28 protein-coding genes are annotated in these 26,720 nt (G+C 71.1%); 12 read left to right on the top strand and 16 right to left on the bottom strand.

Features of this window, described 5'->3' with window-relative positions:
- Positions 1 to 44: 44 nt before the first annotated feature.
- Positions 45 to 380, bottom strand: coding sequence for an STAS domain-containing protein (locus ACFVW6_RS33090; RefSeq protein WP_355275683.1), 336 nt, complete (start codon positions 378 to 380; stop codon positions 45 to 47).
- 182 nt (positions 381 to 562) lie between these two features.
- Between ACFVW6_RS33090 and ACFVW6_RS33085 the strand changes: the two genes are divergently transcribed.
- Entirely contained in the window at positions 563 to 1,090 is a 528-nt protein-coding gene (locus tag ACFVW6_RS33085) for a pyridoxamine 5'-phosphate oxidase family protein (protein WP_378830329.1), read from the top strand.
- A gap of 5 nt (positions 1,091 to 1,095) precedes the next feature.
- Here the strand turns inward: ACFVW6_RS33085 and ACFVW6_RS33080 are convergent, their stop codons facing one another.
- The 4 genes from ACFVW6_RS33080 to ACFVW6_RS33065 all read right to left on the bottom strand — a co-directional run bounded on the left by ACFVW6_RS33080 (position 1,096) and on the right by ACFVW6_RS33065 (position 5,120).
- Positions 1,096 to 2,817, bottom strand: a complete 1,722-nt coding sequence (locus ACFVW6_RS33080) for an aldehyde dehydrogenase family protein (protein WP_378830330.1) — start codon at positions 2,815 to 2,817, stop codon at positions 1,096 to 1,098.
- Complete coding sequence (locus ACFVW6_RS33075; RefSeq protein ID WP_378830331.1) at positions 2,814 to 4,184, bottom strand: flavin monoamine oxidase family protein; 1,371 nt, start codon at positions 4,182 to 4,184, stop codon at positions 2,814 to 2,816. Before ACFVW6_RS33075 ends, ACFVW6_RS33080 begins: the two co-directional genes overlap by 4 nt.
- A gap of 108 nt (positions 4,185 to 4,292) precedes the next feature.
- The gene (locus ACFVW6_RS33070; protein ID WP_378830332.1) at positions 4,293 to 4,913 is read right to left on the bottom strand and encodes a TetR/AcrR family transcriptional regulator; all 621 of its coding nucleotides are present in this window, start codon (positions 4,911 to 4,913) and stop codon (positions 4,293 to 4,295) included.
- 72 nt (positions 4,914 to 4,985) lie between these two features.
- Complete coding sequence (locus ACFVW6_RS33065; RefSeq protein ID WP_378830334.1) at positions 4,986 to 5,120, bottom strand: hypothetical protein; 135 nt, start codon at positions 5,118 to 5,120, stop codon at positions 4,986 to 4,988.
- A 63-nt stretch (positions 5,121 to 5,183) separates the two neighbouring features.
- Here ACFVW6_RS33065 and ACFVW6_RS33060 point away from each other — a divergent pair, with 63 nt between their 5' ends.
- The 3 genes from ACFVW6_RS33060 to ACFVW6_RS33050 are packed head-to-tail and all read left to right on the top strand — an operon-like array spanning position 5,184 to position 7,411.
- The gene (locus ACFVW6_RS33060) at positions 5,184 to 5,663 is read left to right on the top strand and encodes a TrkA C-terminal domain-containing protein (protein WP_355275672.1); all 480 of its coding nucleotides are present in this window, start codon (positions 5,184 to 5,186) and stop codon (positions 5,661 to 5,663) included.
- A 60-nt stretch (positions 5,664 to 5,723) separates the two neighbouring features.
- A complete protein-coding gene (locus ACFVW6_RS33055) occupies positions 5,724 to 6,206 on the top strand; it encodes a TrkA C-terminal domain-containing protein (RefSeq protein ID WP_355275671.1) in 483 nt (160 codons plus the stop codon).
- A 5-nt stretch (positions 6,207 to 6,211) separates the two neighbouring features.
- On the top strand, positions 6,212 to 7,411 hold the full coding sequence (locus ACFVW6_RS33050) for a cation:proton antiporter (protein WP_355275669.1): 1,200 nt from the start codon (positions 6,212 to 6,214) through the stop codon (positions 7,409 to 7,411).
- 50 nt (positions 7,412 to 7,461) lie between these two features.
- On the opposite strand, the gene ACFVW6_RS33045 is transcribed toward ACFVW6_RS33050, so the two are convergent.
- Positions 7,462 to 8,115, bottom strand: coding sequence for a response regulator transcription factor (locus tag ACFVW6_RS33045; protein WP_355275667.1), 654 nt, complete (start codon positions 8,113 to 8,115; stop codon positions 7,462 to 7,464).
- Positions 8,112 to 9,098, bottom strand: coding sequence for a histidine kinase (locus ACFVW6_RS33040; RefSeq protein WP_378830336.1), 987 nt, complete (start codon positions 9,096 to 9,098; stop codon positions 8,112 to 8,114). Before ACFVW6_RS33040 ends, ACFVW6_RS33045 begins: the two co-directional genes overlap by 4 nt.
- Positions 9,099 to 9,279: 181 nt before the next feature.
- Here ACFVW6_RS33040 and ACFVW6_RS33035 point away from each other — a divergent pair, with 181 nt between their 5' ends.
- From ACFVW6_RS33035 to ACFVW6_RS33025, 3 genes are read left to right on the top strand one after another with little or no spacing between them, the layout of a single operon-like run.
- Entirely contained in the window at positions 9,280 to 9,549 is a 270-nt protein-coding gene (locus ACFVW6_RS33035) for a hypothetical protein (protein WP_378830337.1), read from the top strand.
- Positions 9,550 to 9,576: 27 nt separating this feature from the next.
- Positions 9,577 to 10,014 carry a CBS domain-containing protein gene (locus ACFVW6_RS33030; RefSeq protein WP_355275661.1) on the top strand — a complete coding sequence of 146 codons (438 nt, stop codon included), beginning with the start codon at positions 9,577 to 9,579 and terminating at the stop codon, positions 10,012 to 10,014.
- A gap of 8 nt (positions 10,015 to 10,022) precedes the next feature.
- Positions 10,023 to 11,306 (top strand): SLC13 family permease, encoded by a 1,284-nt coding sequence (locus ACFVW6_RS33025; protein ID WP_378830339.1) that lies wholly within the window; start codon positions 10,023 to 10,025, stop codon positions 11,304 to 11,306.
- A gap of 10 nt (positions 11,307 to 11,316) precedes the next feature.
- Here ACFVW6_RS33025 and ACFVW6_RS33020 read toward each other — a convergent pair whose 3' ends face one another.
- The 7 genes from ACFVW6_RS33020 to ACFVW6_RS32990 form a co-directional block, all read right to left on the bottom strand.
- A complete protein-coding gene (locus ACFVW6_RS33020; protein WP_378830340.1) occupies positions 11,317 to 12,333 on the bottom strand; it encodes an ABC transporter substrate-binding protein in 1,017 nt (338 codons plus the stop codon).
- A gap of 61 nt (positions 12,334 to 12,394) precedes the next feature.
- A complete protein-coding gene (locus tag ACFVW6_RS33015) occupies positions 12,395 to 13,207 on the bottom strand; it encodes an ABC transporter ATP-binding protein (RefSeq protein ID WP_378830342.1) in 813 nt (270 codons plus the stop codon).
- On the bottom strand, positions 13,204 to 14,223 hold the full coding sequence (locus tag ACFVW6_RS33010) for a FecCD family ABC transporter permease (protein WP_378830343.1): 1,020 nt from the start codon (positions 14,221 to 14,223) through the stop codon (positions 13,204 to 13,206). The genes ACFVW6_RS33015 and ACFVW6_RS33010 overlap by 4 nt, the downstream gene beginning before the upstream one ends.
- A complete protein-coding gene (locus ACFVW6_RS33005; RefSeq protein WP_378830344.1) occupies positions 14,220 to 15,230 on the bottom strand; it encodes a FecCD family ABC transporter permease in 1,011 nt (336 codons plus the stop codon). The genes ACFVW6_RS33010 and ACFVW6_RS33005 overlap by 4 nt, the downstream gene beginning before the upstream one ends.
- 198 nt (positions 15,231 to 15,428) lie before the next feature.
- Positions 15,429 to 16,343, bottom strand: coding sequence for a formimidoylglutamase (gene hutG / locus ACFVW6_RS33000; protein ID WP_378830345.1), 915 nt, complete (start codon positions 16,341 to 16,343; stop codon positions 15,429 to 15,431).
- Positions 16,344 to 16,353: 10 nt separating this feature from the next.
- Complete coding sequence (hutI, locus tag ACFVW6_RS32995; protein WP_378830346.1) at positions 16,354 to 17,529, bottom strand: imidazolonepropionase; 1,176 nt, start codon at positions 17,527 to 17,529, stop codon at positions 16,354 to 16,356.
- Between the two features lie 13 nt (positions 17,530 to 17,542).
- The gene (locus ACFVW6_RS32990; protein WP_378830527.1) at positions 17,543 to 18,979 is read right to left on the bottom strand and encodes a purine-cytosine permease family protein; all 1,437 of its coding nucleotides are present in this window, start codon (positions 18,977 to 18,979) and stop codon (positions 17,543 to 17,545) included.
- Between the two features lie 246 nt (positions 18,980 to 19,225).
- On the opposite strand from ACFVW6_RS32990, the gene ACFVW6_RS32985 reads away from it, so the two are divergent.
- The 3 genes from ACFVW6_RS32985 (at position 19,226) to ACFVW6_RS32975 (ending at position 23,009) form a co-directional block, all read left to right on the top strand.
- Complete coding sequence (locus ACFVW6_RS32985) at positions 19,226 to 20,638, top strand: amino acid permease (protein ID WP_378830347.1); 1,413 nt, start codon at positions 19,226 to 19,228, stop codon at positions 20,636 to 20,638.
- 47 nt (positions 20,639 to 20,685) lie between these two features.
- The gene (gene hutH / locus ACFVW6_RS32980; protein ID WP_378830529.1) at positions 20,686 to 22,254 is read left to right on the top strand and encodes a histidine ammonia-lyase; all 1,569 of its coding nucleotides are present in this window, start codon (positions 20,686 to 20,688) and stop codon (positions 22,252 to 22,254) included.
- Positions 22,255 to 22,406: 152 nt separating this feature from the next.
- Positions 22,407 to 23,009: a hypothetical protein gene (locus tag ACFVW6_RS32975; protein ID WP_378830348.1), complete on the top strand. Its 603-nt coding sequence runs from the start codon at positions 22,407 to 22,409 to the stop codon at positions 23,007 to 23,009.
- 80 nt (positions 23,010 to 23,089) lie between these two features.
- On the opposite strand, the gene ACFVW6_RS32970 is transcribed toward ACFVW6_RS32975, so the two are convergent.
- Positions 23,090 to 23,677, bottom strand: coding sequence for a TetR/AcrR family transcriptional regulator (locus tag ACFVW6_RS32970; protein ID WP_378830349.1), 588 nt, complete (start codon positions 23,675 to 23,677; stop codon positions 23,090 to 23,092).
- A gap of 55 nt (positions 23,678 to 23,732) precedes the next feature.
- Here ACFVW6_RS32970 and ACFVW6_RS32965 point away from each other — a divergent pair, with 55 nt between their 5' ends.
- The gene (locus ACFVW6_RS32965; RefSeq protein ID WP_378830350.1) at positions 23,733 to 24,251 is read left to right on the top strand and encodes a GNAT family N-acetyltransferase; all 519 of its coding nucleotides are present in this window, start codon (positions 23,733 to 23,735) and stop codon (positions 24,249 to 24,251) included.
- Positions 24,252 to 24,310: 59 nt separating this feature from the next.
- Positions 24,311 to 24,808, top strand: coding sequence for an NUDIX hydrolase (locus ACFVW6_RS32960; RefSeq protein WP_378830351.1), 498 nt, complete (start codon positions 24,311 to 24,313; stop codon positions 24,806 to 24,808).
- Positions 24,809 to 25,029: 221 nt separating this feature from the next.
- Here the strand turns inward: ACFVW6_RS32960 and hutU are convergent, their stop codons facing one another.
- Positions 25,030 to 26,709: a urocanate hydratase gene (hutU, locus tag ACFVW6_RS32955; RefSeq protein WP_378830352.1), complete on the bottom strand. Its 1,680-nt coding sequence runs from the start codon at positions 26,707 to 26,709 to the stop codon at positions 25,030 to 25,032.
- Between the last annotated feature and the right edge of the window lie 11 nt (positions 26,710 to 26,720).

The following is a 26,720-nucleotide window of genomic DNA, read 5'->3' as shown; positions in this document are numbered from 1 at the left end:
GCCCGGAGGGGATTCTCCGGGCGGCGGCGCGTTTTATCGTGTGGTCAGGACGTGAACGACGCCAGGGCGGCGGCCAGCGTGGTGTGCATGGCGAACACCTGATCCAGGCTCGTCATCTTGAGCTGACGACTGGTGGCCGGCCCGTCGGCGACGACCGCGATCGAGGTGTTCTCCCCGGCCCGCTGGTGCGCGGCGACCAGGGTCGCCATGCCCGCCGACGCCAGGAACCCGACCGCGGTCAGGTCGATCACCAGCGCCGCCGGGCGGTCGGCCAGGATCGCCTCGATCGCGGCGTCCAGCGCGGGCGCCGTCGCCAGATCGACCTCGCCGGTCACCGTGAGCACCGTGACGCCGTCCTGTACCGCCGTCGTGGTGGTCATCGTGTCCGTGAGTGGATACGCGTCTCCGGATGAGTTGGTCACGACTCAACAACACACAACTTCGCCCGAATACGCAAGCCGTTCGGGTTCGGGCGGCCCTGCGCGACCGGGCGCGCGCCTATACTCGGGCACCAGTTGCGTGTCCTCCACGGGCCCCGGCGGGCCACGACGAAGGAGTGCCGATGCTGCCCGATCCCGTCGACGCCACCGATCTGAACATCTACGGCAACGACCAGCTGCCGTGGAGCCGGGTGGCCACCGCCATCGAGCAGGGCCTCGCCGCCCTCGAGACCGCCCAGTTCCTCGGCACCGTCGGCCCCGACGGCAGGCCGCACTCGGCGGGGATCGGCGCGACGCTGGTCGGCGAGTACTTCTACTTCACCAGCGGCCCCGGCACCCACAAGTCGCGCTACCTGGCCGCCGATCCCGCGTGCACCCTGTCGTTCCGGTTCCCCGACGATGTCGACCTCGTCGTCGAGGGCACCGCGGCGCGCACCGTCGACCACGCCGAGATCGACCGCGTCACCGCCGCCTACCGCGACACCGGCTGGCCCGCCGAACGCGACGGCGACGCGATCACCGCGCCGTTCAGCGCCCAGAGCGCAGGCCCGGCGCCGTGGTACCTGTACCGGTTCACCACCCACACCGCGGTGGGTGTCGCGCTGACCGATCCGCACGGCGCCACCCGCTGGCGGTTCGACCAGCGCTAGCCGGTTCACCCGCGCAGGGCCGAGGCGAACAGCGCGGGCAGCGTGCGCCACCGCGGCCGGGCGACGAAGCCGGTGAGCAGGCGGCCGGTGGTCGCGGCGGTCCGGTTCGTGACGAACCACGGCGGCACCGGCGACAGCGACAGCTCCCCGTGCAGCAGCGAGCGCGGCGCCGGGCGGAACGGCCCGGTGACGACGGTGCGTTCGGCGCCGTCGAGGAGCAGGGCGTTGTGGACCACCCCGATTCCGCTGCGCACGTCGTCGAGGGTGTGCCCGGGGAAGGCGCCCCAGGTGGCGCGCGGGGTCAGGTAGCCGACACCGGTCCACGCGTTGATACCGATGGTGCCGTAGCGCAGGGCGGCCACCGCCCGGTGCAGCCGGTCGCCGAGGGCCCTGATGGTGCCGGGGTGCGCGATGATGTTGGCGCCCAGGGTGCCGTGCAGCCGGTCGTTGGCGGCGGCGACGGCGGCGTCGAGGAACGCGGCGCCGGTCCCCGGCAGCTCCGCCACCCCGAGCACCGGGCCGAAATACTCGGCGGTGAAGGCGGATTCGTCGGGATCGCCGAGGTCGAGCCCGGTCAGCAGGGTGCGTTCCGGTGTGCCGCCGACTTTTTCGGCGGTGGGGTGCAGCTCCCGCGCGGAGCGCACCCGGTCGGCGCTGCCCGGGTACCAGGCGGGCCGGGCGGGCGCGGCCGCCAGTGCCCGGCGCAGGGCGGCGAGGAATTCGTCCTTCTGCGCCCAGTCCGCGCTGAGCAGGACGATCTGCCCGGCGATGCAGTTGCTGCCGCTGTTGTGCAGGCGCTGGGTGGCCACGTGTTCGGCCTGGAAGCGCAGATCGGCCGCCGACCATTCGCCCGGCACGACGATGATGGGGGCGACACCGCCGAGCTCGCTGGTCATCGGCTTGTCGAGGATCGGGGTGCCCGCGGCCTTCGCCGCCGCCCCGGCCGCGCCGGTGCCCCAGACGACGGCGTCGTGGGTCGCCTCGCTGCCGGTCATGTGCACGGCGGTGATGCCGGGGTGATACGCCAGGGCGGCACCGACCTCGGGTCCGCCGGTGACGATCTCCACCAGGTCGCGCTCGATCAGCGGGGCGAAGATCGCCCGGAACACCGGCGCCAGCGCGTCGGTCATCGGATTGAGTTTCAGGACGGCGGTGCGGTTCTCGGCGAAGAGCTGGTGCAGCACGTCCAGGGGCGCGATCGAGAAGATGTTGCCCGCGCCCAGCACCAGGGCCACCCCGTCGGTGGCTTCCGGCGTGCGCTGTCCGAGTCCGATGCCCGCGCGCAGCTGCGTTTCGGTGGTGCCGGGGGTAGTCCACACCTCCGCCTGGTAGCCGTTGAGCAGCAGCTGGTCGGCGAGGCCGCCCGGCAGCACGCGGACGGTGCGCCGATCGCCGGGTGCGGTCCCGAGGCGGTAGCCCGCCAGGACGTCCGAGCCCTGGGCCAGCCGGCGCAGGGTCTCCTGGAGGGCCTGGGTGTAGCCGATCAGGGCGTACGGTCCGCTGATCCATTCCTCGCCGACCAGCGGCGAGGACGGGTCGAGCTGCTTGACGGCGGCGGCGACGCGGACCCACTCCGCGGCCTGCGCCGCCGCGGCCTCGCCGACCTCCAGGAGCAGGTCGCGGCGCACCGCCAGGGAGAGCGCGGCCCAGGTCTTCTCGCCCGCACCGAGCCTGCGGACGATCTCGTCGATGCCGGTCGGCGCGGTGGTGCTGTTGTCGTTCGTCATGCGCTGCGATCCTCGGTGCGGGACTGGGCGGTGAGCACTTCGTCGGCCGCGCGATAGCCGGAGCGGACGGCGCCGTCCATGTAGCCGTTCCAGACCGTGGCGGTCTCCGCGCCGGCCCAGTGGATCCGGTCGATCGGTGCGGCCAGGGCCTTGCCGTACTGGGTCCAGACGCCGGCGCCGAGGCGGCCGCCATAACAGCCGCGGGTGAATTCCTCGGCGTTCCAATCCTGTTCGACCAGGTCGAACGGTTCGGCGGCCTGCGGGCCGAAGTACTTCACCAGCGCCGAGACGACGAGTGCGCGCCGTTCCCCGGCGGTCAGCAGCGCGGCGGTGCGGGCGTGCGCGCCCTCGATGAAGCCGACCAGCACGCCACAGGAACCGTCCTGCGGCGAGTTGTCCAGCACGAGCCCGAACGCGTCGTCGACGCTGAGCGCGAACCCGTTGAGCCCGTCGGCCCGCCAGAACGGCGTCTCGTAGCCGACCTGGAACTTGATCACCGAGCCGGCGGGCATCTGCTGGGTGAGCCCGTCGCGCAGGGCGGGCAGCGGCGGTACGTAGCGCAGCCGGCCCGCCAGCGTCGGCGGCACCGCGACGATCACCCGATCGGCCGTGACGCTGCCGCCCTCGTACTCGACGACGACGCCCTCGGCGTCCTGCCGGATCGTCCGCACGACCGTGCCGAGCCGGACCGCGTCGCCCAGCTCGGCGGCGATCCGCTCGCTGATCAGATGGGTACCGCCGGTCACCCGGCGTTCCTGGGCGCCGCCGGTGGTCGCGACCAGGGTGGCGAGGCTGGTGCCCGACCGGAGGTAGAACAGGAAGTGCAGCAGCGACATCTCGGGCGACTCCGCGGAGAACAGCGCGGGCACCAGCAGCCGGAAGAAGCGCCGGGCGAGGGTGTCCTCGGTGTTCGCGCACAGCCAGGTGTCGAGCGTCTGCCGGTCGAATTCGTCGGCGCCGTCGGTCTCCCACGGTGTGTCGGTGGTGATCGAGGCGGCGAGGGTCTCCAGCTCCACCCACAACCGGCCGACTTCGGCGGCCGTCTCGTCGGGGAGGCCGAACGTCTCGTCGGTGTACCGGATGACGGCGCCGTCGACGACGGTCAGCCCCGCGCCCTCGTCGAAGGTCGCGAAGGTCGACAGGCCCAGCTCGGCGACGAGCTCGGCGACGACGTCCTGGGTCGGGCCGATCCACTGACCGCCCAGTTCCACCGGCACCCCGTTGCGCAGCGCACCGCCCATGGTCCGGCCGCCCACGCGATCGCGTGCCTCCAGCACGGCCACGGTCTTGCCCGCGGCGACCAGCGTGCGCGCCGCGCTCAAGCCCGCGAGTCCGGCGCCGATCACGGCGACATCGACCTGCTGCATTTCTCTGCCCTCGATTAAAAGTCGGTCGGTTGTATGACTGTTGTGACAGAGGTTACTGCCGGGCGGAGGGGCATGCAACCCCCAATTCATACAAGCGACCGGAAAATTTCAATCGATGGGCGTGGTGGTCTCCCGCGCGCCGGTCAGTGCGATGAACATATCGATGGCGACGTCGAGGTCGGCCCTGGCCCTGGCCTGGTGGGGGTCGGCCACGTACTGCACGATCAGCCCGTCCACGGTCGCCAGCATGACCCTGGCGAGCCGGGCGAACGGCACGGCGCAGGTCTCGCCCGCGCGGTGGGCGGCCTGCTGGCACCAGTCGGCCACGACGCTGCCGTAGCGCTCGTATTGCCAGCGTGCGAGGGCTTCCTGGCCGGGCGTGCGCAGGGCGTAGGTGACCAGTTCGTACTGCATGATCTGCAGGCCCGACCGGTCGACCACCAGGCGCTCCCAGAACTGGGTGAAGCCGGACCGGATCGCGTGCGCCAGGCCGTGGTCCAGATCGGTGGTCTCGGCCAGCACCGCCGCGATCTCGTCGACGACGTCTTCGATCACCGCGCGCAGCAGCTGTTCCTTCGACGGGAACACGTACTGCAGGGTGCCGAGCGGCACCTCGGCCTCGGTGGCGACCGCGCGCAGCGACGTCCCGGCCACGCCGTGGCGTTCCAGCGCGCTGCGGGCCGCGCTCACCAGCTGGGTGCGCCGGACCGACGCCTCGACATACACCATCTCGACTCCTCGAATTCGGTCAACGGACCGAATTCTCTCACGGTGCGGGTCGGCCGTGTCGCCGCCGGCTGGCTACTGCTGAGCAGGCAGCTGCCCGACTCGCCCGCCGACGATCTCACCACCGGGTGGATCGCGGGTCACCGCGCACAGCGTGCTCAGCTTCTTCGTCAACGCGGCCGTGGTGGCGATCGCCATCGACTGGCTCACGGGGTGAACGCCGGGTAACGGGGTAGGGCTGGTGTTATTCGGAAGTCGTCGTACTGTGAGGGCGTGAACATCGATGTGACGCCTCTCCCGGGGATCGGCGTGTGCAAGGACTTTCCGCTGGTCGAGGCGCGCCGGCGGATCGGCGTGATCGAGCACCGCGACGGTTCGGTCGACCTGGTGGTCTCGCGGCCGGGTGACTACGACACCACCACCTCGATTCCGCTGTCCGGCACCGAGATCGGTGTCCTGGCCGGGCTGCTCGGGGCGCCGCAGGTGGTGCAGAAGAGCCGGGACGTCCCTGTCGTCGGTGAGCTCTCGACCAGGCAGTTCGCGATCGATCGGGGCAGCCCGTTCGACGGTCGTCCGTTGCGCGACACCGCGATGCGCACCCGCACCAAGGCCTCGGTCGTCGCGGTGGTGCGCGCCGGTGACGTGACCCCCTCGCCCGGAACGGATTTCACCTTCATCGCCGGTGATCTGGTGGTCGTGGTCGGCACCGACGAGGGCCTCGACGCCGCTGGAAGGTTGCTCGACCAGGGCTGAGCCCCCGTGCGAATGGTAAAGAGAAGGTAAGGTATCGCCTAGCTGAGGTTAGGTGATCCAATGAATGTAGATGTGACTTCCCTGCCGGGAATCGGTGTCCGGAAAGAGTTTTCGCTGACGAAGGTAGACCGCCGGATCGGTGTCGTCGACCACCGGGACGGCGGTACCGACCTGATCTTCACCAAGGTCGGCGACCCGGACACGACCGTGCAGGTGCCCCTGTCCGAGACCGAGGCGCGCACCCTGGCGAGCCTGCTCGGTGCGCCCCAGTTGGTGGCGCAACTGCGCGAGGAGCACCGCGAGCTCGACGGCGTGAGCACCCGGTCGCTGCCGGTGCCGCCGAACTCGCCCTACGCCGGACGGCGACTGGGCGAGACCGAGATGCGGACCAGGACCCTCGCCTCGATCGTCGCGGTCCTGCGGGCGGGTCAGGTACACGCCTCGCCCGGACCCGAATTCGGGTTCGTCGGTGGGGACATGGTCGTCGTGGTCGGCACCAACGCCGGGCTCGACGCCGCCGCCGCGATTCTCTCCGACGGCTGAGCGCGGTGCAGCTCACGGGAACCGCGCTGGCATTGATCCAGTTGGGGGCGGTGTTCTTCGGGTTGGGGGTACTCGGGCGGATCGCGGCGAAGGTCGGCCTCTCGCCGATTCCGCTCTATCTGCTCGGTGGTCTGGTCTTCGGCACCGGCGGCCTGATCGAATTGCACGAGGTGGAGGACTTCATCCACCTCGCCAGCGAGATCGGTGTCGTCCTGCTGCTTCTGCTGCTCGGCTTGGAGTACACCGCCGGTGAACTCGTCACGGGTATGCGCAAATCGTGGACGGCGGGTCTGCTCGATCTGGTGCTCAACGCGACGCCGGGGGTGATCGTCGCGCTCATGCTCGGATTGGGTCCGACCGGGGCGATCGCGATGGCGGGCGTCACCTACATCTCCTCGTCCGGCATCGTCGCCAAGGTGCTCAACGACCTGGGCAGGCTGGGCAACCGCGAGACGCCGACGATCCTGTCGATCCTGGTGTTCGAGGACCTGGCGATGGCGATCTACCTGCCGGTGCTGACCGCGGTGCTGGCCGGCGTCGGCTTCGTGGCCGGCCTGACCACGGTGGGGATCGCGCTGGTCGCGGTGACGGTGGTGCTCGTCGTCGCGCTGCGCTACGGCAAGTACGTCTCGGCGATCGTGGCCAGCGAGGATCGGGAGATCTTCCTGCTCAAGCTGCTCGGTTCGGCGCTGCTGGTGGCCGGGGTGGCCTCGGCGGTGCAGGTGTCGGCGGCGGTCGGGGCGTTCCTGCTCGGTATCGCGATCTCCGATTCCACCGCGCACGACGCCACCAAGATCCTCGAGCCGCTGCGTGATCTGTTCGCGGCGATGTTCTTCGTGCTGTTCGGTCTGAGCACCGATCCGCGGACGATTCCGCCGGTGCTCGGCTGGGCGGTGCTGTTGGCCGTGGTCACCACCGCGACCAAGATCGCCACCGGTTGGTGGGCGGCCAAACGCGCGGGCGCCTCGCAGCTGGGCCGGGCGCGGGCCGGTACCGCGCTGGTCGCGCGCGGTGAGTTCTCGATCGTCATCGCCGGTCTGGCCGTGGCCGCGGGCGCGGTGCCCGACGAGTTCGCCGCGCTGGCGACGACCTACGTGCTGCTGATGGCGATCATCGGCCCGATCGCGGCGCGCATCGTGGAACCGGTCATGCGGGTCACCGTCTCGCGCAAGCAGACGCTGCGGGCGGACCCGGTCACCGAGTGAGCGCTGTCGTCGGCCCTCGCGTCTGTCCGGCGCGGGGGCCGTCGGCGTTCTCACGGCTCGATCAGCCCGGCCCGGATCGCGTATCTGGTGAGCTCGAGCCGGTCGCGCAGCCCCAGTTTCTGCAGGATGTTGGCCCGGTGCCGGTCGACGGTCTTCGCGCTGATCACCAGGGTGGCCGCGATGTCGCGGGCCGAGTGCCCCTCGGCGATGAGCTTGAGCACCTCCTCCTCGCGCGGGGTCAGGATCGCGTCCGGCAGCGTCGCGCCCTGCCGGGCCAGCTGGAGGTAGTCGCGTACCAGGGCGGTGACCGCGCCCGGGTAGAGAAAGGACTCGCCGCGCATGGTGGCCCGGCACGCCTCGATCAGGTCGCGGTCGGCCACCGACTTGAGCACGTAGCCGGACGCGCCCGCCTTCAGCGACTCGAAGAAGTACTGCTCGTTGTCGTACATCGACAGCATCAGGATCCGCACGCCCGGCCGGGTGCGGGCGATCTCGCGGGCGGCCTGGATGCCGGTCATCCGCGGCATGGCGATGTCGAGGATCACCAGGTCGATCCCGTCCTGCGCGAGCGCGGTCACCGCGTCGAACCCGTTGGCCGCCTCCGCGACCACCCGCAGGTCCGGTTCGTTGTCCAGGATCATCCGCAGGCCGCTGCGGACCAGGGCGTGGTCGTCGGCCAGCAGGATCCGGGTCGGCGCGCTCATGTCGGTGCTCCGTTCTGCCGCACGGGGATGGCGAGTTCGACCGCGGTGCCCCCGGCGACCGGGGAGGTGATGGTCAGCGTCGCGTCGATCAGCATGGCGCGCTCGCGCATGCCGCGGATGCCCGCCCCGTCCTGGACGACGCCGCCGCGCCCGTTGTCGGAGACCCGCAGCAGCACGGTGCCCGCGCGCGGGGTCAGCCGCAGATGGACCTCGTCGGCGCCCGCGTGCCGCAGCACATTGGTCAGGCTCTCCTGGGCGATCCGGTAGCAGACCAGCTCGACATTCGGGTCCAGCCGGGAGATGTCCGGGTCCAGCTGCCGGTGCACGGGAATGGCCGCGGTGCGGGTGAATTCGTGGCAGAGCGCGTTGATCGCGCTGTGCAGTCCCAGGTCCTCGAGCACGTCGGGGCGCAGCCGTGAGGCGATCCCGCGGACCTCGTCCAGGCACCCGCGCACCGTCTCCTGCGCCTCCTCGACCTCCTCGCGCAGCTCCGCGGGCGCCCGGTCGAGCACCCGTTTGAGCCGCAGCAGCGCCACGGTCAGGCTCTGCCCGATCTCGTCGTGCAGCTCACGGGCGATGCGCTGACGCTCGCCCTCCTGGGCGGCCAGCGCGGTGGCCCCGGCGACCGAACGCTCGGCCTCGAGCCGGTCGAGCATGGCGTTGAACGTCTCGATCAGATGGTGGAAGTCGCCGCTCGCGTGCCGGTCCAGCCGGTCGCTGCGGTGCGGCGGGTCGACCCGGCGCATCGAGGCGACGAGTTCGTCGAGCGGGGCGAAGCTCCGGCGCAGCGCGATCGCGTTGGCGGTGAGGATCACCGCCAGCCCGATCAGCAGCACCGGGATCTCGGTCAGCCGGACCCGCGCCGAGACGGTGGCGGGGGAGAACGCCAGGACCAGCGTGCCGAGGGTGAAGACGACCCCGTTGAGCAGGCACACCCGCCAGAACAGGGCCGTCACCGGAGTTCGGGCTGCTGAACGGCTCATACGACCCAGCATGCTGGCGCGCCTCCTCTGTTGTCCATGGGGTCCGGCACCCATTCCCGGCCCGGCTGGTCGATACCGCGGCGCCGGGAAATGGGTGTCACGGCCGATGGTGGCGGCCCGCCCGGCGCCCGAGACTCGGTGGTGGACGCATTCCACCAGGTCAGGAAGGACCCGCTCGCCGATGGACACCGATCGCACGACGATCCCCGGCACCGGCGTGCTGTACAGCTTCCGCACCCGGCGCGGCACCCGCTTCGCGTTGCTGACGGAGCCGACCGGCACCCGGCACCTGCTCACCTACGCCCCCGGCAGCGACGAGCCCGCCGCCGACATCGCGCTGGCGCCCGACGAGGCCGACCAGGTCGCCGAACTGCTGCACAGCAGTTCGGTCCGCGACCGGCTCGCCCGGCTCGAACGGCGCCTCGACCACCTGAGCACGGACCGGGACTGATCCGCCGTGCGCGCCAGGGACATCGCGATGAACCTGCCGACCGTGCGGCCCAGCGACCCGGTCGCGCGGGCGGTGCGGCTGATGGTGGTCAACCGGCTGCCCGGTCTGATCGTCGTCGACGCGGCCGACCGGCCCGTCGCCGTGCTGCCCGGCACCCAGGTGCTGCGCCTGGTGATCCCCGGCTCGTATCAGAGCGATCCGTCGCTGGTCCGCACGATCGACGAGGTGCACGCCGACCTCTTCTGGCAGGAACCCGGCAGTCTCACCGTCGGTGACTGCCTGCCCGACGGCGCGGTGACCCCGGCGACCGTCACCCCGGACGCGACCCTGCTCGAGATCGCGATCCTGATGGCGCGCAAGCACAGTCCGCTGCTGGCCGTGGTCGACCGCTCGCGCACCCTGTGCGGGGCGATCACGCTGGAGCGGCTGCTGACCAGCCTGGCCGTCGTCGGCCCCGGCGACTGAGCGCGACGATGGCCGCCGCCCTCGCCGTGCTGATCTTCGTGGTCGCCTTCTTCTTCATCGCCACGGAGAAGGCCGACAAGGTCAAGACCGTGCTCATCGCGGCGGGCTTGATGGCGGTGTTCGGGCTGATCCCCGGCGAGGAGGTGTTCTTCTCGCCGCACGAGGGCATCGACTGGAACGTCATCTTCCTGCTGCTCGGGATGATGATCATCGTCGGGGTGGTCAAGCAGACCGGGCTGTTCGACTACCTGGCGATCTGGTCGGCCAAGCGCTCGCGCGGCAACCCGTACCGGCTGATGGTGATGCTCATGCTGATCACCGCGGTGGCCTCGCCGTTCCTCGACAACGTCACCATCATCATGCTGGTGGCGCCGGTGACGCTGGTGGTGTGCCGCAGGCTCGGCATCGCCGCGCAACCGTTCCTCATCGCCGAGGTGCTGGCCGCCAACATCGGTGGCGCGGCGACGCTGATCGGCGACCCGCCCAACATCATCATCGCCAGCCGCGCCGGGCTGAGCTTCAACGACTTCCTGGTGCACATGGCGCCGATCGTCGTGCTCACCTTCGTGGTGTTCGTCGCGCTCACCCGGCTGCTGTTCCGCTCCGCGCTGCGCACCGATCCCGGTTCGGTCGACGCGGTGATGGCCCTGCGGGAACGCCGCGCGATCCGCGACCCGAAACTGCTGGTCCGATCGCTGATCGTGCTGGCAGGGGTGATCCTCGGATTCTGCCTGCACAGCGTCGTGCACGTCGCGCCCTCGGTGATCGCGCTGGTCGGCGCGGGCACCATGGTGCTGGTCTCGGGCCTGGACATCGGCGAGATCCTGCACGAGGTGGAATGGCCGACGCTGGTGTTCTTCATGGGCCTGTTCGTCATGGTCGCCGGGCTCGTGCACACCGGGGTGATCGCGGCGATCGGCGCCGCCGCCATCGACCTGGTCGGTGACGACTATTTCCTGGCCGCCACCGCCCTGGTCTTCGGGTCCGCGCTGCTCGGGGCCTTCGTCGACAACATCCCCTACACCGCCACCATGGCACCGGTGGTCGAGGACATCGTCGCCGGTGCCCCCGACCCCGAGACCGGGCGATCGCTGTGGTGGGCCTTCGCCCTCGGCGCCGACTTCGGCGGCAACGGCACCGCCGTCGCGGCCAGCGCGAACGTCGTCGCCCTCGGCATCGCCGCCCGCGCAGGCCAGCGCATCTCCTTCTGGCAGTTCACCCGATACGGCATCCTGGTCACCCTGCTCAGCACGACGATGGCCTGGATCTACGTCTGGCTGCGCTACTTCTGATCCGGCGAGCTCACTCGGCGGGCAGCGGCACGCCGGTGGCCTGGGCGATGTCGGCCAGCATCCGCTGGGCCGCCTGCACGCCGATACCCGACATCCAGGTCTCGTCCGGCACCTCGAACACCTTGCCGTTCTTCACCGCGGCCAGATCGCGCCAGACCGGGCCGCTGGTGACGGCGTTCTTGGGAGTCTTGCCCGGATCGTCGATGGTGGCGACGAAGATCAGGTCGGCGTCGGCGCCGTCGATCTGTTCCGGGCTCACCTCGAGCATGGTCTTCTTGGCATCGGTCGAGACCTGGTTGGCCGGGCGGTTCAGGCCGACATCGGTCAGCACGACACCGCTGAACGACTGTGTCAGGTACAGCCGGGTCGGACCGGCCAGGAAGCGGACCACCGAGGCCGACGGCGCGGTCCCGTTGTTCTTCGCCGTGATCGCCGCGCCCAGCGCCCGCGCGCGGGCCTCGTACTTGCGCAGCGCGTCGGCGGCGGGCTGGTCCAGGCCGAGGGCCTTGCCGTGCACGGCCAGGTTGGCCTTCCACGGGCCGCCGGTGGTCTCGGTGAACACGGTCGGCGCGATGCCGCTGAGCTTGTCGTAGATCTTCTCGTGCCGGATCTTGGAGGACAGGATCAGATCGGGCTTCAGCGAGGCGATGCGCTCGAGGTTCGGCTCCAGCAGCGGGCCGACATCGGTGACGCCGTCCAGGCCCGCCTTCAGGTAGTCGGGGAAGCCACCCGCGGTCTTGGTGTGCGGGATGACCGCGCCGACCGGCGTCACCCCGAGCAGGGTGGTCGAGTCGAGTTCGGCGGTGTCGAGGACGACCACGCGCTGCGGGACCCGCGGGATGGTCACCTGCCCCATGACGGTGTCGAGGGTGCGCGGGAAGCTCGCGGCGTCGGCGGCGGTGTTCGCGCCGCCGGTGGTGGCGGTGTCGGTGCCGCAGCCGACGAGCGTGCCGAGCGCGAGCAGCGCGCCCGCGGCCACGGTGCCTGCCCGGCGGACTCCGCGGGCGCGGAGACGTCGAAGGGACATGACGGTCCTCATTTCTAGTGGGGGACAGGGCGACCCGGAACGGGGTCGCCGGGGCGGGAGGTCAGACGCGGGCGCGGGCGGCGCGGCCCAGCGGAACCACCAGGGGGGTCCCGGTTTCCGGATCGGGGATCACCCGGCACTCGACGTCGAAGACGGTGCGCACGAGGTCGGCGTCGAGGACCTCGGCGGGCGGCCCGGCCGCGGCCAGCGCGCCGTCGCGCAGGACCACCAGGTGGTCGGCGTAGCGGGCGGCCTGGCCGAGATCGTGCAGCACCATGATCACTGTGCGGCCCGCGTCGGCGTTGAGGTCGGCGACCAGATCGAGCACGTCGAGTTGATGACGCAGATCCAGGAAGGTGGTCGGCTCGTCGAGCAGCAGCAGGTCGGTGTCCTGGGCGAGTGCCAGGGCGATCCAGGCACGCTGGCGCTGGCCGCCGGAGAGCTGGTCGACGGGCAGGTCGCGCAGCGCCGTGGTGCCGGTGCGCGCCATGGCCTCCTCGACCGCCGCCTGATCGCTCGCCGACCAGGGGCGCAGCATCTTCTGGTGCGGATACCGGCCCAGGCGTACCAGTGCTTCGACGGTGATCGCCTCGGGGGTGATCGGCTGCTGGGGGAGCAGGCCGAGCCGCAGGGCCAGGGTGCGCGCCGACATCCGGTGGATGTCGGCGCCGTCGAGGGTGACGGTGCCGCCCGCGGGACGCAGCAACCGGGTCAGGCCGCGCAGCAGCGTCGACTTGCCGCAGGCGTTGGGGCCGACGATCGCGGTGACGGCGTGTCCGGGCAGCGTCAGGTCGAGCCCGTCGATCACGGTGCGCTCGCCGTAGCGCAGCGCCAGTGCGCGGGTGGCGAGTTCGTTGCTCGGTCGCTCGGTCATGCGTTCCTCCGGTTCGCCGGGTTGCTGTCGCGCACGAGCAGCCACAGCAGCCACGGTGCGCCGACGGTCGTGGTGACGACGCCGACCGGCAGTCCCCGCACCGGCAGCAGGTTCTGCGCGACGAAATCGGCGGCGGTGAGCAGGGTCGCGCCCGCCAGTCCGGTGACGGCGAGGGTCGCCGCCGTCGGCGGCCCGCACAGCAGCCGCACCAGCTGCGGGACCGCCAGCGCGACGAACACGATCGGCCCGGAGATGGCCACCGCCAGCGCGGCGAGCGCCACGGCGGTGCACAGCAGCCGCAGCCGCGCGCCGGAGACGCCGACCCCGAGTCCGCCCGCCGAGTCGTCCCCGAGATCGAGTACCGCCAGGGTGCGGTACTGCACGACCAGCGCGACCAGCACGACGACGGAGCCGAGGGCGGCGCCGGTGACCTCCGGCCAGGTCCGGCCGTAGAGCGACCCGGCGGTCCAGTGCATCGCCGAACCCGCCAGCTCCCGGGGGAAGCGCACGATTACCAGATTCACCGCGGCGGCGAGCCCGGCCTGGATGGCCAAGCCGACCAGCACGAGCCGGGCCGTGGACAGCTGTGAGCGCCAGCCGATCGCGCCGAGGGCGACCGCGGCCACCATGCCGCCCGCCAGCGCGGCGAGCGGAATCGAGTACTGGCTCGCGCCCGCGGCCAGCACGACCACCGCGCCGAGCGAGGCGCCGCCGGTCACACCGATCACGTCGGGGGAGGCGAGCGGATTGCGGAACAGCCGTTGCAGCACGCCGCCCGCGACGGCCAGGCCGGCGCCCGCGACGACCCCGGCCGCGATCCGGGGCGCGCGGAACTCCTGCACCACGTAGACGTCACCGCGATCGCCGAGGCCGACCGCGGCCCCCAGCGCGGTGATCGCGTCCATCGGCACCTCGCCGGTGGCCAGCGCGACGGTCACGAGCGCGAGCAGCGCGACGGCGAGAACCACGGCGAGCAGCCGGACCCGCGTGGTCGTCGAGGTCGTCAGGGTGGTCATCGGCGCACCTTCCGTGTCGCGAGCACCGCCAGCAGCGGGGCGCCGAGGAATGCCGTGACGATGCCGACTTCGACCTCGGTCGGGCGCATGATCATCCGGCCGACGATGTCGGCGCTCAGCAGCAACAGCGGCCCGGCGAGCAGGCAGCCGGGCACGAGCACCCGGTGGTCGGTGCCCGCGACCAGGCGCACCAGATGCGGCGCCGCGAGCCCGACGAACGCGATCGGCCCGGCCACCGCCACCGCGGTACCGGCCAGCAGGACCACCGCGACCATGCCCGCGACCCGGATGCGGGTGACCGGCACGCCCAGCGCCTCGGCCGCCTCGTCACCGAGGGCCAGCGCGTTGAGCCCGGCGGTGATCGCCAGCCCGACGACGGCGCCGACCGCGAACAGCGGCAGCAGCGGAACCAGCACCGACAGTTCGCGTCCCGCGATCGAACCGACCAGCCAGAACCGGGCCTCGTCGAGGGTGCGCTCGCTGAACAGCAGCACCGCCGAGGTCCACGAGGCCAGCACGAGCTGCACGACGGTGCCGCCCAGCACCAGCCGGATCGGGTCCAGGTCACCGGCCCGGCGGCCGAGCGCGAGGGTGGTCGCCGCCGCGACGGCGGCACCGGCGAAGGCGAACCAGACGTACTGTCCCGGCTGGCTCAGGCCCAGCGCGTAGATGGCGGTGACGACCGCGAGCGCCGCGCCCGCGTTGATACCGAGCGTCGTCGGCGCGGCCAGCGGGTTGCGGCTGACCCCCTGCACGACCGCGCCCGCCAGCCCCAGCGCCGCCCCGACCACCAGTCCGACCACCGTTCGCGGCCACCGCATTCCGGTGACCACCGCCGCGTCGCGATCGGTGCCGTGGCCGAGGATCGCGTCGACGACGGTGCCGACGGGCACCGACCGCGAGCCGAGCGCGAGGCTCAGCACGACGCACAGCGCCAGCGCGGCGGCACCGAGCGTGAAGAGCGCGAGACGGCGCAGCGCCGGACTGCGCAGAGCGGGAGTGGACACGGTGGGCATTCCTCATCGCGCACGACCGAGCGCGCCTGGCCGTCGGGCAGGCGGAAGACGCTGTGGTGCATGCGGATCGGTCGGCGGGCGGGTGCGGGACGACGGCGCGGTCGTCACCACCGCCGAGATGCGAAGGTTGCGAACCGGATCGCGGCAGACTTTAGGGTAGGCAAGCCTTAATGCGCAAGATCGTCGATCTCAGCCGCGGACGTGCCGGGTGACCAGGCGGTGCAGCAGCCGGGCCGCGGTCCGCGCGGTGCGCTGGTCGATATCGAGGTCCGGATTGAGTTCGGCGACATCGGCGACGGCGAGTTTGCCACTGGCGGTGACCTGGTCACAGACGGCCTGGATCGTCGGCAGCGGCACGCCGAACGCGGCGGGCGCGCTGACGCCCGGCGCGACCGCGGCGGGCAGGACGTCGAGATCGATGGTCAGGTAGAGCAGATCGATCCCCGCCAGGAACTCCGCCACGAACGCGGCGGCGCGGTCCGGCGCGCAGTCGTCGTCGAGCAGGTACCGCACGCCGAACCGATCGGCGGTGTCGAACAGGATCGTGGTGTTGCTGGGCTGGCTGATCCCGAGCACCGCGTACCGCACGTCGGGATCCCGGTCGAGGATCTGCCGGAACGGCGTCCCCGAGCTGGGCACCGGATCGGGGCGCAGGTCGAAATGCGCGTCCAGGTTGAGAATTCCGACGACGGTGCCGGGTGTGCGCCGCGCCGCGCCGGCGACCCCGAGATAGGTGCCGTAGGCGACCTCGTGCCCGCCGCCGAGCACGACCGGGAAAGCGCCCGCGTCCAGCAGCTCCGACACCGTCGCGCCGAGCAGGCGCTGGCCGTCTTCGAGCCGGCCGTCGGTGACCGCGACGGTGCCCACGTCGTAGGCGCGCAGCGGTGCGCCGAGCGCCATCGGCGACAGCGCGCGGCGCAACGCCTCCGGGCCCCGCGCCGCGCCCGTCCTGCCCTTGTTGCGCCGCACCCCTTCGTCACTGGCGAAGCCGACGAACACGCACGCACCGGGATCGGCGCCCGGCGCGTAGGGTGCCACGGCTTGATGCCAGCGCAGGTGCTCCGGCGTGGCGCCGTCGATCCGGCCGGTCCATGCGGATGTCATCGGGCAGACCTCATTTCGTCGCGGCGAGCGCGCCCGCGCGCCACACCCGGTCGATCAGCGGGACACCGGGGCGATAGGCCAGGTGCAGGTGGGAGGGCGCGTCCAGCGCGATCGCGTCGGCGCGCGCACCGGGCGTCAGCGCGCCGATATCGGTGCGGCGCAACGCCCGCGCGCCGCCCGCGGTCGCCGCCCAGACGGCTTCGTCGGGCGTCATGCGCAGGTCACGCACGGCCAGCGCGATACAGAACGGCAGGCTCGTCGTGTAGCTCGTGCCGGGATTGCAGTCCGCGCCCAGCGCCACGGTGACGCCGGCGTCGAGCAGGGCCCGCGCGTCGGGATAGCTGTTGCGGGTGCAGAAGTCGGCGCCCGGCAGCAGCGTGGCCACGGTCTCGCTGCCCGCCAGGGCGTCGATGTCGGCGGCGGTCACATGCGTCACGTGATCCACCGACGCGGCGCCGAGTTCCACCGCCAGCCGCACCCCGGGACCCTGGTGCAGCTGGTTGCCGTGCACCCGCGGCACCAGGCCGTGCGCGATGCCCGCCGAGAGCACGGCGTGCGCCTGGTCGCGGTCGAACGCGCCCTGCTCGCAGAACACATCGATCCACCGGGCGTGCGGCGCGCACGCCGGGATCATCTCGGCGCACACCATCGCGACGTAGTCGTCGGCGCGACCGGCGTACTCCGGCGGCGGCACGTGCGCGGCGAGCAGGGTCACCTCGTCGGTGAACCGGCCCGCGATTCGCACGCTGCGCAGTTCGTCGGCCACGGTCTGGCCGTAGCCGCTCTTGCATTCGACCGTGGTGCTGCCCGCGCGCAGCGACTCGTCCATCAGCCGCGCCACGTTCGCGGCGAGCTGCTCGTCGGTCGCCGCGCGGGTGGCCGCGATGGTGGTGCGGATGCCGCCGGCGCCGTACGGGCGCCCGGCCATCCTGGCCGCGAACTCCTCGGCGCGCTCGCCCGCGAACACCAGGTGCGAATGGGTCTCGACGAAGCCGGGCAGCACGGCGCGCCCGCCGAGATCGACGCCGGTGTCGGCGGCGGGCGCGTCGGCGCTGTCGCCGACCCACACCACCGTCGCGTCGTCGAAGACGACGGCGGCGTCGCGGCGCAGGCCGAGTGGGCCGTCACCCAGGGCGGGGTCGTTGGTGACCAGGGTGCCGATGCCGGTCAGTGCGGTGGTGGGCACTGGGGGAGTCCTCCTAGGTGCGGGTGTCGACCATGTCGGTGTGCGCGGGGTAGATCATCCGCGCGGGCGGGTGGGCGGTGCGGCGCGCGATCGGGTAGTAGATCGCCGCGGTGAACACGATGCCGACGATCCAGGAGATGTCGGCGCCGCCGAGCAGATCCGTGATCGGACCGGTGTAGAGCTTCTGCGCCAGGAACGGGATCTGGGCCACCACACCGAGGCCGTAGCAGGCCAGCGCGGGCACGTTCCAGGCGCCGTAGCGGCCGTGCGGGTCGTAGAGCGCGGGCAGGTCGACCCGTTCCTTCGAGATCAGGTAGTAGTCGATCAGGTTGATCGCGCTCCACGGCGTGAACACCATCAGCAGCACGAGCACGAAGTTCTTGAAATTGTTCAGGAAGTCCGCGCTGGCGGCGATCGCGATCACCATCGACACTCCGACGAACCCGACGATGTAGAGCGTGCGGGCACGGGTGGAGATCTGCGAGCGCCCGTCGAACGCGGTGACGGTGGTAAGGATGGACATGAACCCGCCGTAGGCATTGAGCACGTTGACCGTCAGCTTGCCCACCACGATCACCAGGTACACGCAGAACGCGAGCACGGCGGGCCCGGCCAGGTGCCCGAGGAACCCGACCTGGTCGGCGAGGAAGGCCTTGCCCGCGACCGCGGCCACCAGCGCGCCGAAGGTCATCGCCCACTGCGAGCCGAGCACGCTGCCCAGGAACGTCGACCAGAAGGTGGTGCGCTCGCTGGTGTTGCGCGGCAGATAGCGGGAGTAGTCGGCGACGTACGGGCCGAAGGTCAGCTGCCAGCCCGCGCCGAGCGAGATGGCGAGCAGGAAGGTGACGATGTCGAAGCCGATCACTCCGACGAAGTCGCCGACCGGGTACTCCGCGAACAGCCGCACCGTCAGATAGGTGAAGCCGACGATCCCGATCACGGTCGCGATCCGCCCGACGACGTGGATCAGCCGATACCCGGTGACCGCGACGAACGCCGTCAGCGCGCCGAAGATCACGATGCCGATCACGGGGTTGTCCACGTGCAGCATGTTGTTCACCGCCTGCCCGGCCAGCACCGTGCCGGTCGCCGCGAAGCCCAGGTACATCAGGATCACCAGCACCAGCGGCACGACCGCGCCCTTGACCCCGAACTGGGCCCGGCTCGAGATCATCTGCGGCAACCCCATCCGCGGGCCCTGCGCCGAGTGCAGCGCCATCACCACGCCGCCGAAGACGTTGCCGAGCAGCAGCCCGACGATCGCCCACAGCGCGTCGGCGCCGAACACCACCGCCAGCGCGCCGTCGACGACCGCCGTGATCTGCATGTTCGCCCCGAACCAGAGGGTGAACTGACTGCGCGGCGTGCCGTGCCGTTCGCTGTCGGGGACGACGTCGATGGTGCGGCGTTCGGGGGTGAGGAGGTCCTCGGAACTGCCGGAGCTGGTCATAGCGGCCTGTCTTTCTGCGGTGACGCCGTCGAGCGTGGGACCGGCGCGTGTGCGCTGGATCACGTCCGATATGTATATGCCTGTATAGACAGGTACGTCAAGCGCTAGGCTGCCCGGCGACCGGCCGTGCGTTGACAGAGCTGTATATACAGGTTTATACATGTAACGGTCGTTGTGACCGGCCCCACAGGCGAATCCGCCGGGTATCACCCGATCCGTGCGCCTTTCCGATCCCGGGAGAATGGTTTGAACAAGCCCGTTGCTGTGCTGACGCGCGGACTCACCGCGCGTCACATCCGTTTCATCGCGCTCGGCTCGGCCATCGGCACCGGCCTGTTCTACGGCTCGGCGGAGGCCATCCACCGCGCGGGCCCGTCGGTGCTGCTCGCCTACCTGATCGGCGGCGCCGCGATCTACATCGTGCTGCGCGCCCTCGGCGAGATGGCGGTGAGCAACCCGGTCTCCGGTTCGTTCGGCGAGTACGCCAGCAAGCACCTCGGCCCGCTGGCCGGCTTCGTGACCGGCTGGACCTACACCTTCGAGATGCTCATCGTGTGTCTGGCCGACGTCACCGCGTTCGGCGTCTACATGGGCTTCTGGTTCCCCGACGTGCCCCGCTGGATCTGGGTGCTGTCGATCATCTTCTTCATCGGCGCGATCAACCTGCTCAGCGTGAAGGTGTTCGGCGAGGTCGAGTTCTGGTTCAGCCTGGTCAAGATCGTCGCCATCGTGGCCATGATCGCCGGCGGCATCGCCATCCTGATCTTCGGCTTCGGCATCCACGACACCAGCGGCGGCGTGCAGAACCTGTGGGCCGACGGCGGCTTCTTCCCGACCGGCTTCGGTGGCTTCGTCGCCTGCTTCGCGATCGTCATGTTCGCCTTCGGCGGCACCGAGATCATCGGCATCACCGCGGGCGAGGCCGAGGACCCGCAGCGCACCATCCCGCGCGCGATCAACACGGTGCCGGTCAGGATCATCCTGTTCTACGTCCTCACCCTCGCGGTGATCATGGCGATCAATCCGTGGCAGACCATCGGCGACGAGGGCAGCCCGTTCGTGCAGATCTTCCAGAGCCTGGGCCTCGGCCCCGCGGCGGCCGTGCTGAACGTCGTGGTGATCACCGCGGCGCTCTCGGCCATCAACAGCGACATCTTCGGCGCGGGCCGGATGATGTACGGCATGGCCCAGCGCGGTCAGGCGCCCGCGGTCATGCGGCGGGTCTCGCGCAACGGGGTGCCGTGGATGACGGTGGTCATCATGACCGTCACCCTGCTGGTCGGTGTGCTGCTCAACTACCTGATCCCGGACAAGGTGTTCCTGGTGATCGCCTCGATCGCCACCTTCGCGACCATCTTCGTCTGGTTGATGATCCTGTTCTCGCAGTACCGCTCGCGGCAGCGGATGTCGGCCGCCGAGGTCGCCGCGCTGAAGTTCCCGGTGCCGTTCTGGCCCTACGGCCAGCTGATCACCATCGGCTTCCTGGTGTTCGTGATCGCGGTGATCGCCTTCGACGCCGACAGCCGGGTGGCGCTGGTCGTCGGCGCGGTCTGGCTGGTCCTGCTGTGGGTGGCCTACCGGCTCTGGGTCCGTCCGGCCCCGGCGCCGGAGTCGCCCGAACCGGTCGCGGCGCCGGATCCCGTCGCCGACATCGCCTGAGAAACCTGGTCCCGCACATCGTTCGGAATGGAGAAAACATAGTGAGCATCGACTCGGACCGGACCGCACCGGTCGCGGTGGAACCGGTCGTCGTCGGGACGGGGCCGGTGGCGCCCCTGGACGTGGTGCGGGTCGCCAGGGACGGCGCCGCGGTGCGGCTGTCGGCGGAGGCACTCGCCGCGATCGGCACGAGCCGCAGGCGGATCGAGGCGCTGGCGGCCGACCCCAAGCCGGTCTACGGCGTGTCCACCGGCTTCGGCGCCCTCGCCGTCCGGCACATCCCGCTCGAGCTGCGTAAGCAGTTGCAGCGCAGCCTGGTCCGTTCGCACGCGGCCGGGTCGGGTGCCGAGGTGGAGCGGGAGGTGGTGCGCGCGCTGATGCTGCTGCGCCTGTCGACGTTGGCCACCGGCCGGACCGGCGTGCGTCCGGTGGTCGCCGAGACTTACGCCGCGCTGCTGTCGGCGGGGATCACCCCGGTGGTCTACGAGTACGGCAGCCTCGGCTGTTCCGGCGACCTCGCGCCGCTGGCGCACGTGGCGCTGGCCGTCCTCGGCGAGGGCACGGTGCGCGACGCCGACGGCGAATTACGTCCCGCCGCCGAGGCATTGGCCGCCGCGGGCATCGAGCCGGTCGAGTTGGAGGAAAAGGAGGGGCTGGCGCTGATCAACGGCACCGACGGCATGCTCGGCATGCTGGTGCTCGCCTGCCACGACCTGCGGCAGCTGCTGCGCTTGGCCGATGTCACCGCGGCCATGAGCGTGGAGGGTCTGCTCGGCACCGACAAGGTCTTCGCCGCCGATCTGCAAGCGCTGCGGCCCCAGCCCGGACAGGCCGTCGCCGCCGCCAATATGACCCGCCTGCTGGCCGATTCGGCGATCGTCGCCAGCCACGCGACCCCCGACTGCACGGTGGTCCAGGACGCCTACTCGCTGCGCTGCGCCCCGCAGGTGGCCGGTGGCGCGCGCGACACCCTGGCCCACGCCGAACGCGTCGCCGGCTACGAATTGGCCAGTGCCGTGGACAATCCCGTCGTCACCCTCGACGGGCGCGTCGAATCCAACGGCAACTTCCACGGCGCCCCCGTCGCCTATGTCCTGGACTTCCTGGCGATCGTCGTGGCCGATGTCGCCAGCATCAGCGAACGCCGCACCGACCGGTTCCTGGACAAGGCCCGCAACCACGGCCTGCCCCCGTTCCTGGCCGACGATCCCGGCGTCGACAGCGGTCACATGATCGCCCAGTACACCCAGGCCGCCATCGTCTCCGAACTCAAGCGCCTGGCGGCCCCCGCCTCGGTCGACTCGATCCCGTCCTCGGCCATGCAGGAGGACCACGTCTCCATGGGCTGGTCGGCCGCCCGCAAACTCCGCCGCGCCATCGACGGCCTCACCCGCGTCCTCGCCATCGAGGCCCTCACCGCCGCCCGCGCCCTGGACCTGCGCGCCCCCCTCACCCCGGCCCCCGCCACCGCCGCCGTCCGCGACGCCCTCCGCACCCAGGTCCCCGGCCCCGGCCCCGACCGCTACCTCGCCCCCGAAATCGACGCCGCCTACCACCTCGCCACCTCCGGCACCCTCCTCACCGCCGCCGAATCCGTCACCGGCCCCCTGGGCTGAACAACGCACCGCCTGGGACCCACCGGATTCACGGGTCCCAGGCGGTTTCCGAGCAGATCGGAACACCTCCGCCTGGTGCGCGGTCCCGAATCACTCCTCGCGAGACTGGTACGTTCGTCTCCGACTACGCCGAGTCGCCCGGGGGTTCGATCATGTTGTCGCTGTACGACTATCAATTGGCGATGCTGCATGTGATGCGTGACAGCGCGCCCATCGAGGCCGCGGCTCTGCTCGATTCCCTCGGTGCGACGCGAGTGGAGACTGCACTGGCCGAGCAGCGGCTCCGGCGTGCGCCTCAACAGCGTTTCGACGACTATCTCGCGGCATGGGGCGCACCGGATTCGGCGGCCGTGGAGATTCTCGGTGTGGGTACGGAATGGCGGAAGGCGTGGTGGGGCCTGTCGTGCTGGCCTGGCCTGCGCATCGAACTGACCAGCCCGGTCGAGTGGTTCGTCGGTCGGCGGCTGGTCCGTCATGGCGATTGTCCGCCGCCGGTGCTGGAGACGGTGGCCGACCTGCGGCCATGGTCGTGTACCTACGACGAATTCGTCGACAGTGGGCGCTGGCATGTCCACTACTTCGACGGGATGCGTTCGACGCGGGACATCGACGCCTTCGTCGCGACCGATCCGGAGTCGGGCCGCACCTGCACCTATTGGGCAAGGTTCGACTGGTCGCTGCTGCAGTCGGTCGAACTCGCGCCTGCCGAGTACGTGTGGAAGCCGTGTCGTGACTGTGACGGATCGGGCCGGTAGGCCAGGGCTCCGCGCGGCGCCGAGCGTGACGTTTCTCGCCGCAGGCCGCGAGCACGGTGATGTCGAGCCGGCCGGTGCGGTCAGCCGCGGGTGCCGCGGAGCGTGGTGATGTGGTGCTGGACGGCGGCGGTCGCGCGGGGTTCGTCGCCGGTGGCGAGGAGGTCGAGGAGGGCGCCGCGCAGGACTGACAGGGCGAGGGTGCGGGTGGTGCGGGCGGTGGGGGTGTCGCGGTGGGCCGGGGGCTGGAAGCGGGCGAGGAGGTCGAGCCAGTCGTCGACGGTGGTGCGGGCGAAGCCGGTCCAGGGGCCGTCGGGGTCGACCAGGGAGCGGGCGTAGGCCTCGGTCCACAGGCGCAGGAGCGGGTGGTGCTCGGGGGCGGACAGCCAGCGCCAGACCTGGTCGACGGCGGCGGCGAGGTCCGGGGGAGTGGGGTGGTCGGTCAGAGCGTCGAGAAAGGTCAGCTCGTCGGCCCGTGCCCGGGCGAGGAGGGCCCGGACCAGGCCGTCCTTGTTGCCGAACAGGAACATCAGGACCCGGGGGCTGGACCCGATGGCGGTCGCGAGCGGGCGCAGGGAGAGGTCGGCGAGCCCGTGCTCGAGGACGTACCGGTAGGCGGCCTCCAGCAGTTCGGTCTCGCGGGCGGAGGGGGTTGTCGCGGCAGGGCCCATGGCGGTAGCTTACAGCTACTGAAACAGTCGTTTCAGTGAACCGCGGAGGTGACCGATGTCCGACGATGCGCGAGTCCTGATCCGCCCGGCCGACCAGCCGGGCGACCTGGGCTGGGTGGTGATGGCCCACGGCGAGATCTACGCCGAGCAGTTCGGGTGGAACACCGACTTCGAGGCCATGGTCGCCGGCATCGTCGGCGACTACGCGACCGCGCACGACCCGGCCGTCGAAGCCGCCTGGATCGCCGAGGTCGACGGCCGCCGCGCCGGCTGCGTCTTCTGCGTGCGCGGCACCGAACCCGGCGTGGCCAAACTACGCACCCTCCTGGTCACCCCCGCGGCCCGCGGCCTCGACCTCGGCACCGACCTGGTGCACACGGTCATCGCCTTCGCGACCGCCTCCGGCTACCGGCGAATCACCCTGTGGACCACCGACGCCCAGTCGACGGCCCGCCGCATCTACGAATCCGCCGGCTTCACCCTGACCACCGAAGACCCCCACCCCGGCTTCGGCCACGACGTCCTCGGCCAGCACTGGACCCTGAACCTCGCCCCGATCGCCGCGAGCCGATAGCCCACTCGCGATCGGGCATGCTGGAGGTGATCCCGCTCGTCGACAGAACAGGAATCACCGTGCCTCCGACGACCGATCGCCGCGAAGCGACTGTCCGGCACTCCATCCGGCTGGTCCTGCTCGACGAGCACGACCGGCTCCTGCTGTTCTCCGGCACCGACGAAGCCGACGGCCACACCTTCTGGTATCCGATCGGCGGCGGTACCGAAGACGGCGAGACACCGCAGCAGACCGCGGCCCGGGAAGCACACGAGGAAACCGGCCTCACCGACCTCGTCGTCGGTCCCGAAGTCTGGCGCCGCCGCGCCTACGCCACCTGGGGCGGCACCACTTACGACTGCCGCGAACGCTACTTCCTCGCCCGCGTCCCCGCGTTCGACATCGACACCTCCGGTTTCACCGAGGTCGAACGCGCCACCGTCACCGGCCACCGCTGGTGGACCCTGGCCGACCTCGCCGCCAACCCCGACCGCATCGTCCCCGGTGACCTACCCACCCGCCTGGCCGACCTCCTGCTGAAAGGCCCACCCGCCGAACCGATCACCCTCGACGCCTAGCAGGCCGCCGCACCCGCCGAGTCGACCAGCGCGCCACGCACCCAGTCGATCGCCCGGCCCACGGTGATCCGGTCGCCGATGAGCTGGCAGTCAGTGTCCAGATGGAGGCGGATCAGCCGGACCTCGCCGCGGAGATGGAAGCGAAGTTCCGGGCGGCACAGCCGGAGTGAGCCGACACCGCCGCCCGCGCCGGGGAACGGTGCGGGCGGCGGTGCGCCGGATCAGCTCTCCCGCATCGGAATACGCACCCCGCGCTCGCGGGCGACGTCGGCGGCGTGTTCGTAGCCGGCGTCGACGTGGCGGATGACGCCCATGCCGGGGTCGTTGGTGAGCACCCGCTCGAGCTTCTGGGCGGCCAGCGGCGTGCCGTCGGCGATGCACACCTGGCCGGCGTGGATGGAGCGGCCCATGCCGACGCCGCCGCCGTGGTGGATCGAGACCCAGGAGGCGCCGGAGGCGGTGTTGAGCAGGGCGTTGAGCAGCGGCCAGTCGGCGACGGCGTCGGAACCGTCGGCCATGGCCTCGGTTTCGCGGTAGGGGGAGGCCACCGAGCCGGAGTCGAGGTGGTCGCGGCCGATGGCCAGCGGCGCGGACAGCTCACCGGAGGCGACCATCTCGTTGAACTTCAGGCCGGCGCGGTGGCGCTCGCCGTAGCCGAGCCAGCAGATCCGCGCCGGCAGGCCCTCGAACTGCACCTTCTCCCCGGCCATGGTGATCCAGCGCTTCAGGTGCTCGTTCTCGGGGAACAGCTCCATGATGGCGCGATCGGTGGCGGCGATGTCCTTCGGATCGCCCGACAGCGCGGCCCAGCGGAACGGGCCGAGGCCCTCCTCGAACAGCGGCCGGATGTAGGCGGGCACGAAGCCGGGGAACGCGAAGGCCCGGTCGTAGCCGCCCTTGCGGGCCTCGTCGCGAATCGAGTTGCCGTAGTCGAACACCTCGGCGCCCTTGTCCAGGAACCCGACCATCGCCTCGACGTGCTTGGCCATCGACGCCTGGGCCTCGGTGGTGAACCACTCCGGGTCCTTCGCCGCGAGGGTGTGCCAGTCCTCGAGCGCGACACCGATCGGCAGGTACGACAGCGGATCGTGGGCCGAGGTCTGGTCGGTCACGATGTCGATCGGCGCGTCCATGGCCAGCAGCCGCGGGAACACCTCGGCCGCGTTGCCGACCAGGCCGATCGACAGCGCGCGCCGCTCGTCACGGGCCGCGATCGCGAGCGCGAGTGCATCCTGGAGGGTCTCGGCCTTGGTGTCGAGGTACCCGTGCGCGATGCGCCGATCGATGCGGGCCGGATCGCAGTCGACGCAGAGCGCGACGCCCTCGTTCATCGTCACCGCCAGCGGCTGCGCGCCACCCATGCCACCGACACCGGCGGTGAGGGTGATGGTGCCTGCCAGCGTGCCGCCGAACCGCTTGCGCGCCACCGCGCCGAAGGTCTCGTAGGTGCCCTGGAGGATGCCCTGGCTGCCGATGTAGATCCACGAACCGGCCGTCATCTGGCCGTACATCATCAGGCCGAGCTGCTCGAGTTTGCGGAAGTCCGCCCAGTTCGCCCAGTCGCCGACCAGGTTGGAGTTGGCGAGCAGCACGCGCGGCGCCCACTCGTTGGTGCGGAACACGCCGACCGGCTTGCCGGACTGCACCAGCAGCGTCTCGTCGTCGGCGAGGGTCTCGAGGGTTCGCACGATCGCGTCGAAGGCCGCCCAGCTGCGCACCGCGCGGCCGGTGCCGCCGTAGACGACGAGGTCGTCGGGACGCTCGGCGACCTCGGGATCGAGGTTGTTCATCAGCATCCGCAGGGCGCCCTCCTGCTGCCAGCCCAGCGTGTGCAGCCGCGATCCGCGCGGGGCGGACACGGGCCGGGGGCCGGGTTCGGGCTGGGTGGCGGCGTCGGTCATCGGTTCACTCC

It is taken from the genome of Nocardia sp. NPDC058244, assembly GCF_042882065.1.
Lineage (GTDB): Bacteria > Actinomycetota > Actinomycetes > Mycobacteriales > Mycobacteriaceae > Nocardia.
Note: the sequence above shows the minus strand (reverse complement) of the source record. Positions and strands in the feature narration are given on the sequence as shown.